Consider the following 9,371-nt stretch of genomic DNA (forward strand, 5'->3'; position numbering starts at 1 on the left):
GCCGGTGAGAAGGATCGCGTCAATCAAAGCCGCGCACGAAATGCAAAAGAGAAAATTTGTCTTGCCATGTTTTCGCTGAACGAATCCAGGCTGGTATACTGGCTGCAGCGCACCATCGGCCATGAGGCAAAGGAAGATCAGGCAAGGAAAGCAGATTGTTGTCGGCTGTCGCCGCGCAATATTTGCGCGCCGTCATGCGTCATTCGGCGTGTTCGAATGGCCGTGCCGAGGTGGCCAGAGAACTCACGACGAGCGAAGCCACAGGATTTTTGCCCGAGGCGTCGGCAAGCAGGGGGGCATCGGCGTAGCGCAGCACGCCGTGCTGGCCGATCACGAATGTCGGCCGGAAATTCCTGACGTCGGCATCCTCGACCATCGCCATGCGGCGGTTGTCGAGCGTCAGCCAGCGGCCTTCCAGCCGTGCGGCAGCCACCGCATGATCTTCGCCATGGATGGTATCGCGTAGCACCACGATCCTGACATCGTCGGGCGCGAGGCCGGCGCGGCGCAAGGCTGTGAATTTCGCAATCGCATAATCCTCGCAGTCGCCACCGCCACGCGCGAGCGTTGCGAGCGGCGAGGTCCAGATGTCGATCTGGCCGTGTTGGGCGAGGTCGCTCATCGGCCGGATGGCGAGATTGATGGCGCGGTTGATTTCGCCGAGGCGGGCGCGGCCTTTGCGCAGCCGGGCGGCGTCGACGATGTCGAGGAATTTCAGCGCGGCGGGAGACACGCAGCCGTCACGGTCGCCTTCGCAGAGCGCAAGCTGCACCATTTCGTCGTCGAGCCGGCGTTGCACGCCAAGCCATTTGTCGCGCAGTCCGCCGCCGGTGAGCGCGGAGGCGGGAAGTCCGAACGGCTCGGTCGATCGTGTCATTGATTCCGTTGAATCGGGCAGAGGCTGCATTTCGGCGCGCAGATCGCCTGGGCCGAAACAGGCCATGCCGCACGCAATGATGCCCGCGCGCCATGCGCGCGAAAACACTGACAATCCCATTTGACGCCCCTTGTCCGGGCATCGGCTGGCTTGTTCTGCCTGCTCGCGACCGGATCATTTCGCAGGGGGAAAGGATCGGCGAGGGGGCTTTTGATCTGCTTAAAACGGGGTACTCCCAGCCGCAAAGGGCGAAACAGCATGAACGTGGCGTTGCTGGTCCGTGGACAATCTTATTGGTCCGCTCGGATTGGCGCGAAAGCCGTCACGGCGCTCGGCTATCCGGCAAGGGCTGCGGGATACGGCACAAAGTTTACGGTTGCGAAAGGGTCACAGGTCTCCGAATTAACCTTGCCCGCGGGCTCGCTCGGGCAATTGCAGCCTGTCCCGGATGCCCTGAAGGGATGACGGCTTCCTAATGCATCCCGCGAAAGGATCAGCCTCGGCTGGTATGTCGCTTGCCTTCAGGAGACGGCCTTCGCCGCGCTGCGAGATAGATAAGGTATTATGAGTGCTTATCTTTATGACTTGGGAAGGCAGCGCCGGTTTTTCGATCAGCCCTAATTAAATCCTGCCTTTTCCTTGTCACACTTTCGCCCGACACTTTTTCCGGACCTTTTCGGTCCTGTTGCAGACTTACCCCATATTGAGGGTATTCGCGGCGCGCCTGCTTTTGTGTTCCTTACCTGCGTGATATCAAAACCACGCAGGGAAATTTCATAATTCTTAACCATTTAGATTATGGTGCCCCATTGAACTACGCCGGTAAATTCGGATCGGGCGGCCTCGGCCCGGATTCCGGCGTCGATATTGACCTGGGGCTGCTGTCACAGCGCGGCCATCTTTCGTCTTCCGGCAATTTCCATGTCGACAAGGTTTCGACACATGCGCCGTCGGACGCCATAATTGTCTCCGATGCCCATCTGCTGTTCCACGGGAACTTCAAGCGGTCCGGCGTCGACCTGATCCTCGCCGATGGTGACCGCGAGCTCGTGCTGCGCGAGTACTTCAAGGGCGAGAAGCGCGCCGCGCTGGCCTCGCCCGACGGCGCCCACCTCACCGGCGACATCGTCAACGCGCTGAGCGGGTACACCCAGTTCGCGCAGGCCGACGGCAGCGCCAGCATCGCGCCGCAGCTCATCGGCCACGTCACCAAGCTGACGGGCAACGCGACCGCGATCCGCAACGGCGTGTCGATCATCCTGAACCAGGGTGACACCGTTCACAAAGGCGACGTCGTCCAGTCCGGCTCCGATTCGACGCTCGGCATCACCTTCATCGACGGCACCGTGTTCGGCCTCGCGTCGAACGCCAAGATGGTGCTGAACGAAATGATCTACGACCCCAACGGGTCGGACAACAAGTCGCTGCTCAGCCTGGTGGCTGGCACCATCTCCTTCGTCGCCGGCGCCACCGCCAAGAAGGGCGACATGAAGGTCGACACGCCGGTCGCGACCATGGGCATCCGCGGCACCGCGGTGCTGGTCGAGATCGATTTCGAGGTGCCGGCGCAGGGCGGCGCGCCGCCGGCGAGATTCCAGGTACTGGTCGAGCCTGACGGCACCACCGGCTCCTACATCCTGTTCGACAAGACCACGCTGACGCCGATCGCGACCGTCAACCGGGCCGGCACGCAGACGATCATCAATGGCCAGGGTACGGTCAGCTTCCAGTCGTCCGTGCAGCTGTCGCCCGACGCGCAGAAGGTCATCAGCGATGTGTTTTCGCTGAAGTTCACCGACCTCAACAGCCCGAACACCAAGCTCACGACCAACTTTACCGACTCGATCGTTCCGCAAACGTCGTTCCTCAAGCTGGCCAGCAACGACTTCGTCCCGGTGACGCTTCAGTTCGTCAACGTCCCGACCGGGCCTGCTACCTCCGCGGCTGAGAGGCCGATCGACAGGCTCGTTCATATTCCGGGGCCGCCGCAGGCGGCGGCGTTCGGCGGCACCACTACCGAACGCGTCGATGTGACGGCGAGTTCTACGATCGACAGCATCTCCGGCATCGTCAACTATCTCGACATCAACGTCGGCGACACTCCGAGCGTCAGTGCGCAATTTTCTTCCTTCACCTATCAGAACGCGCAGGGTGGCGACGTCACCGCCACGCTGACGGCGCAGCAATTGGCTGCGATCAAGGCGGTCGAAGTGCCTCTGGTCGTGGTGCAGGACCCTAACGGCAAGAATTTCGGCACGGCCACCTGGACCTACAACATTGCCGATGGCGCGTTCGACTTCCTCGCCGTCGGCGAGACGCTGACGCTGACCTATATGGCGCGGGTCGACAACAACTACGCGCCGTTCAACGAGACGGCGTTCGTGCCGTTTACGATCGTCATCACCGGCACCAACGACAAGCCGACGCTCTCCGCGACCGGCGGCACGATCACGGAGCAGATCGGCACCGGCAATACGGCGGTCGATACCGTGACCGGCACCGTCACCTTCGTCGATGTCGACCTGACCGACCGTCCCGTCGTCAGCGCGGCGATCTCCGCGACCGATCCATTCCGTTACTACGATGCAGAGGGCAGCGACGTCACCGCGACGCTGACGCCGGCGCAGCTGGCGGCGATCCTGGCCGTCGAAGTACCGCTGAGTGTGGTGCAGACGGTCGGAAACACCCACAAGGGCTCGGCGACCTGGACCTACAGCATTGAGGACAGCAAGTTCGACTTCATCGCCAAGGGCGAGACGCTGACCCTCAACTACGTCGCCCAGGTCGATGACGGCCATGGCGGCGTCGTCTCCACGCCGATCACCGTCTCGATTCATGGCGCCGACGTCGTCGTCACCGGCACCAACGACGTGCCGACCATCGCCGCGACGAGCGATGCCTTTGCCGAACTTTCGAACCTCAACCAGCCGAACCCGACGGGATCCACCGCGCTCCATACGGCCTCCGGCACCATCAGCTTCACCGACGTCGACCTGACGGACCGGCCGGTGGCGAGCGCCGCCTTCACGAGCTTCACTTACCTGAACGCCTACAGCGTCAACGTCACCTCACAGCTCACCGCCAAACAACTCGCTGCGATCGCAGCGGTGGATGAGCCGCTGACGGTGGTGCAGTCTCCGGGCAATACCAATGACGGTTCGGCGAGCTGGAGTTACAGCGCCGCCGATGGTGCGTTCGATTTTCTTGCCTACGGCGAGATCCTGACGCTGACCTACACTGCAACCGTCGATGACGGGCATGGCGGCGTGGTGACCAAGCCAATCAAGGTCACCGTCACCGGCAGCAATGATACCGCTGAAATCACCAGCGAACCGCAGGCCGCGGCCATCACCGAACGCGCCGACACCCACGGCTCGGCAACACTGGATACCGCAAGCGGTGCGATCACGTTCGTCGATGCCGATCTGACCGACACGCACGCGGTCAAGATCACAGGCGTCAGCGCCTCCGGCGTGATGACAGGCCTCGCCAACGGCACGGTCCAGCTCAGCTGGCTGTCGCTGGGGCCGTTGAGCGATTCTACCGATGGCCTGCAGGGCTCGAAGAGCTGGTCGTTCTCGGCGCCGGATAATTATTTCGACTACCTCGCCGATGGCGAGGCGGTCACGCTGACCTATACCGTCGAGGTCGACGACCACCATGGCGGCGTCACCTGGCAGGACATCGTCGTCACCGTCAACGGCAGCAACGACGCGCCCTTGATCGCTGCTATCGCGCAGCAGGGCCTCGTCGAGCAGACCGATACCGCGCCGTTGGCGACGACGATATCAGTCACGTTCACCGATCTCGACCTGTCGGATGTCGGCCACAGCGCAAGCATCAGCGGCGCGGCGGCGACCGGCACCACCACCGGCCTTGCGCTCGACGAAACGGCGCTTATCGCGCTGGTGACGCCGGGCATGGTGACCAAAGCCGCCGGCTCCTCGGCCGGGTCGGTCGACCTGTCATTCTCGGCGGCCTCGACCGCGTTCGACTATTTGGCCGAAACCGAGTCCGTTGCGCTGACCTATACGGTCGCGATCAACGATGGCGATGGCGGGATCACGTCACAGACTTTCACGATCACCATCACCGGCACCAATGACGCGCCGGTCCTGACCGCGTCGGCTCCGTCGCTGACCACGATTACCGAAGACGACACCGCGAATGCCGGCCAGACCGTCGCCTCGTTCCTCGGAGCCAGCATTGCCGACGTCGATCACGGTGCGCTGCAAGGTATCGCAATCACTGCTACGACCAGCGCGCATGGCCACTGGGAATATTCCACTAACGGCAGCACGTTCGTCGCCTTCCCGGCGGTGTCGAGCGGCTCCGCCTTGCTGCTGGCGGCGACCGACGTGGTCAGGTTCATCCCCGACGGTGAAGATGGCGGGACGGACACGTTCACGTATGTGGCGTGGGATCAGACGACGGGCATCCATGGCACCATGGCTGATGTCTCGGCATCGGGCGGCTCCACCGCCTTCTCCGTGACGTCAAATACCGCAACGCTTACGGTGACGTCGGTCAACGACGCGCCGAGCGCGGCCGCGCCTGCGACGCATTACGCTGCGACTGAACAAACACCGCTGGTCATCAGCGGCACCGGCTTGCATGTCGCTGATATCGACGGCAATGGCGGCATCGAAACGGTAACCCTCTCCGTCGGCGAAGGCATTCTGGACGTCGACCTGGGTGGAAACGTCGTTTCGGTCACCGGCGACGGTACGTCCTCTGTGACGATCACCGGACTGATCGACTACATCGAAGCGCTGCTCGCCGGAAACAATTCCGGCAAGATCAGCTACAGCGCGAATTTGGACGATCCGCGCGCATCGACCAACCTGACGCTGTCCGTCAACGACGCCGGCAACAGCGGATCGGGCGGCAGCCAGACCGCCACCGCCACCGCCACCATCGCTATCACGCCGGTCAACGACGCGCCGGTCACGACCGACGATGTCGCATCAATTCCCGGAAACACGGGAAGTATCTCGGGTCACCTGCTCGCCAACGACACTGACGCCGAACAAAACACGCTTTCTGTGTCGACCGTCGTCAACGGCGTCGTGACGTCCGGTCACGTTACGGTTGATGGCACCTATGGCCGGGTTGTGATTGACCAGGCGACCGGCGACTACACCTACACGCTCGGCGTTACCTCCGCGCAGGCAGCGGCGGTGGCCGCGCTGGGTCATAATGTTACCGTGCAAGACGATTTCACCTACACCGCTTCTGACGGGACGCTCGGCGACGAAGGGCATCTCAAGGTGAGCGTCACCGGCGTCGGTGACGCGCCGGTCCTGAGCGCCGAAAGCATCAGGGTTGAGGAGAACGGAGACGCCGCGGTTACCACCACCGTTTTTGACATCAAGTTGTCTGACGACGACCAGGCTTCCGATGTGACGATCACCGCGAGTGCTTTGCACGGCACGCTTTCACCGGTGAATGTGGGCAACGTTTCGCAAATCAATACCCAGTTTGCCAACGGCATCATTTACACGCCGACGGACTACAACGGCGATACCGAGCTGAACGACATCGTCACAGTGACCGCTAGGGACGCAAATGGCCAGAGCGGCATCTTGAACTTCGTGTTCCAGCAATCCGGAGGGGATGGCGCCACGCTCGTAGGGACGGCCGAAAAGGACGTCATTTTCGCAACGGAAGGCAACGATAAGCTGACGGGCGGTGCAAGCGCCGACCAGTTCGTGTTTGCGCCAGAATCCCAATACGACCCGAGCGCCGATGAGATCACCGACTTCACGCAGGGCAAGGACCATATCGATCTCCGTGCGTTCGCCCAGTTCGTGGACGCCGAAAATATCACGGCGTGGCTTGCAAATCCCGGCCATGTGACGACCAGCAGCGGTGACAAGCTGATCACGCTCGACACCGGCGACACCATCACCCTTAAGGGGCTCGCCGCCGCCAGTCTGCATGCGAGCGACTTCATTGTGTCGCCGCATCACTAGAGCCTTTTCCGTTCCGATGGAATCGGAACGGGGCTCTAGATTTTTGCTTTGACGCGTTTTCTTGACGCGAACCGGTTTCCACTTCGCTGGAAAACGCTCTAGTATGGCGCTTCGCCACCCGCGCTAACTCAGGGATATCGATGCCATCTTCTGGCTTGTCTGGCGCCGTCAGTTAGCGAACAATCGAGGCCATGAAGCTCCGGGCCCTACCGAGATGGTTCAAGCGGCGGGTCGGCTACGCCCGGCTGCTGTGCCTGGCGCTGCTGATCGGGTTCGCAGCCCTTCGCGTCGCCGATCCGGCTCCCGTCGAGGAAATCCGGGTCAGGACCTTTGACGCGTTCCAGCGCATCGACCCGCGCCAGAAGACCGCAAGGCCGGTCACCATCGTCGATATCGACGACAAAAGCCTTGAGAAGCTCGGGCAGTGGCCGTGGCCGCGGACGCGGATCGCAGCCCTCGTCACCGAGCTGACCAGGCTGGGCGCCGTTGTGATCGCGTTCGACGCGGTGTTTTCGGAGCCCGACCGGCTCAACCCTGCCTATGCGGCCGACACGTTCCGCAATCTCGACGAGGAAACCCGCGCCAAGCTGCGTGCGCTGCCGAGCAACGACCAGGTCTTTGCCGACGCCATCAAGGCTTCCCGCGTCGTGCTCGGCGAGTCCGGGCTGCCGGAGGAAATCGCGGCCCTCGACAAGACGCTGCCGGTGACGGGCCTCGCAATGCTGGGCGAGGAACCGCAGCGCTTCATGTTCGAGTTCCCCGGCCTGCTGCGTAACGTGCCGGTGCTGGAGCATGCCGCCGCCGGGCGCGGCCTGTTCACGATCAAGCCCGAACGCGACGGCATCGTACGACGGGTGCCGATGATCATGCAGGCGCAGGGCCTGACCATGCCCTCGCTGACATTCGAGATACTCCGCGTCGCCACCGGGTCCGGCACCATTCTGATCAAGGCGGAAAAGGCCGGCATCAAGAGCCTCGGCCTCAAGGGCATCCAGATTCCGACCGACCATAATGGCCAGCTCTGGGTCCACTATGCCCGCAACGATGCCTCGATCTACGTCCCCGCGTTCAATGTGCTGGAGAAGAACGTCGCGCCCGACATGATCGCCGGCAAGCTGGTCTTGATCGGCACTTCGGCGGTCGGCCTCAACGACATCAAGACCACGCCGGTTGAGCGCGCCATGCCCGGCGTGGAAATCCATGCCCAGGTGCTCGAGACCACATTGTCCGGCGAGGTGATCTCGACGCCGATCTACGGCATCGTCGTCGAGTTCGCGACCGCGCTTCTGTTCGGACTGCTGGTGATCGCGTTCGCGCCGTTGTTCGGTCCGATCACCCTGGTCGCGCTCGGCGGGGCGTTTGCGACCGCCCTGATCGGAACGTCAGCATTTTTCTACACACAGCACAGGCTCCTGATCGACTTCACCTACCCCCTGATGTCGACCACGGCGATCTACCTGACGCTGATCTTTTCCAGCTTCGTGCGCGAGCAGCAACAGCGCAAGCAGATCCGCGGGGCCTTCGCGCAATACATGTCGCCAGTGTTGGTGGAACAGCTCGCGCAGTCGCCGGAAAAGCTGGTGCTCGGCGGGGAAGAGCGCGAGATGACCATCATGTTCTCCGACATGCGCGGATTCACATCGATCTCGGAGACCTACAAGAACGATCCGCAGGGCCTCACCGCGCTGATGAATCGCTTCCTGACGCCGCTAACCAACGCGATCCTCGCGCGCAAGGGTTATATCGACAAATATATGGGCGACGCCATCATGGCGTTCTGGAACGCGCCGCTCGACGACAAGGATCATGAGCTCAACGCCTGCGAGGCCGCGCTCGACATGCTGGAGCACGTCGACGAGCTCAATCAGGCGCGCGAGCAGGAGGCAAAGGAAGAAGGGCGCCCGTTCATTCCGCTCAATGCCGGCATCGGACTCAATACCGGCATCTGCGTGGTCGGCAATATGGGATCCGATCTCAAGTTCAACTATTCGGTGTTCGGTGACAGCGTCAATCTAGCCTCACGCCTTGAGGGGCAGTCGAAGGAGTATGGCTTCCCGATCATCATCGGCTCCAGGACCGCGTTGGCGGTCAAGGAGAGGTTCGCGATCCTCGAACTCGACTTCATCATGGTGAAGGGCAAGAAGGAGCCGGAGGTGATCTACGCCATCGCCGGCCGCGAGGACACCGCGCAGTCCGGCCGCTTCCAGCGCCTGCGCAACCTGACCATCGAGATGCTCGCCTGCTATCGCAACCGCGACTGGGAAGGCGCACTCGCAGCCATCGCGCGCGGCCGCAAGACCGACGAGGCCAATTCGCTGGAGCTGCTCTACGATCTCTACGAAGCCCGCATCCGCGGCTATCTCGAAAATCCGCCGCCGCAAGACTGGAACGGCGCCTTCGCGCTGCTGACGAAGTGAGAAGAACGTAGAATCGTAGGGTGGGCAAAGCGAAGCGTGCCCACCATTCACGACGATGCTCGGCGATAGATGGTGGGCACGGCGCTATGCGCCTTTGCCCAC

Annotated in this window: 4 protein-coding genes; 2 read left to right on the forward strand and 2 right to left on the reverse strand. The window is 62.4% G+C overall.

Annotated elements, in window-relative coordinates:
- Nucleotides 1-19 precede the first annotated feature (19 nt).
- Both KIP88_RS37500 and KIP88_RS37505 read right to left on the reverse strand, forming a co-directional pair.
- Complete coding sequence (locus KIP88_RS37500) at nucleotides 20-196, reverse strand: hypothetical protein (RefSeq protein WP_214493191.1); 177 nt, start codon at nucleotides 194-196, stop codon at nucleotides 20-22.
- A gap of 3 nt (nucleotides 197-199) precedes the next feature.
- The gene (locus KIP88_RS37505) at nucleotides 200-997 is read right to left on the reverse strand and encodes a transglutaminase-like cysteine peptidase (RefSeq protein ID WP_214493192.1); all 798 of its coding nucleotides are present in this window, start codon (nucleotides 995-997) and stop codon (nucleotides 200-202) included.
- Nucleotides 998-1,686: 689 nt separating this feature from the next.
- On the opposite strand from KIP88_RS37505, the gene KIP88_RS37510 reads away from it, so the two are divergent.
- A complete protein-coding gene (locus tag KIP88_RS37510; protein WP_214493194.1) occupies nucleotides 1,687-6,852 on the forward strand; it encodes a VCBS domain-containing protein in 5,166 nt (1,721 codons plus the stop codon).
- 191 nt (nucleotides 6,853-7,043) lie between these two features.
- Complete coding sequence (locus KIP88_RS37515; protein ID WP_214493195.1) at nucleotides 7,044-9,269, forward strand: CHASE2 domain-containing protein; 2,226 nt, start codon at nucleotides 7,044-7,046, stop codon at nucleotides 9,267-9,269.
- Nucleotides 9,270-9,371: the final 102 nt, after the last annotated feature.

Origin of the sequence: Bradyrhizobium sp. SRL28 (genome assembly GCF_018596315.1) — a bacterium.
GTDB lineage: Bacteria > Pseudomonadota > Alphaproteobacteria > Rhizobiales > Xanthobacteraceae > Bradyrhizobium.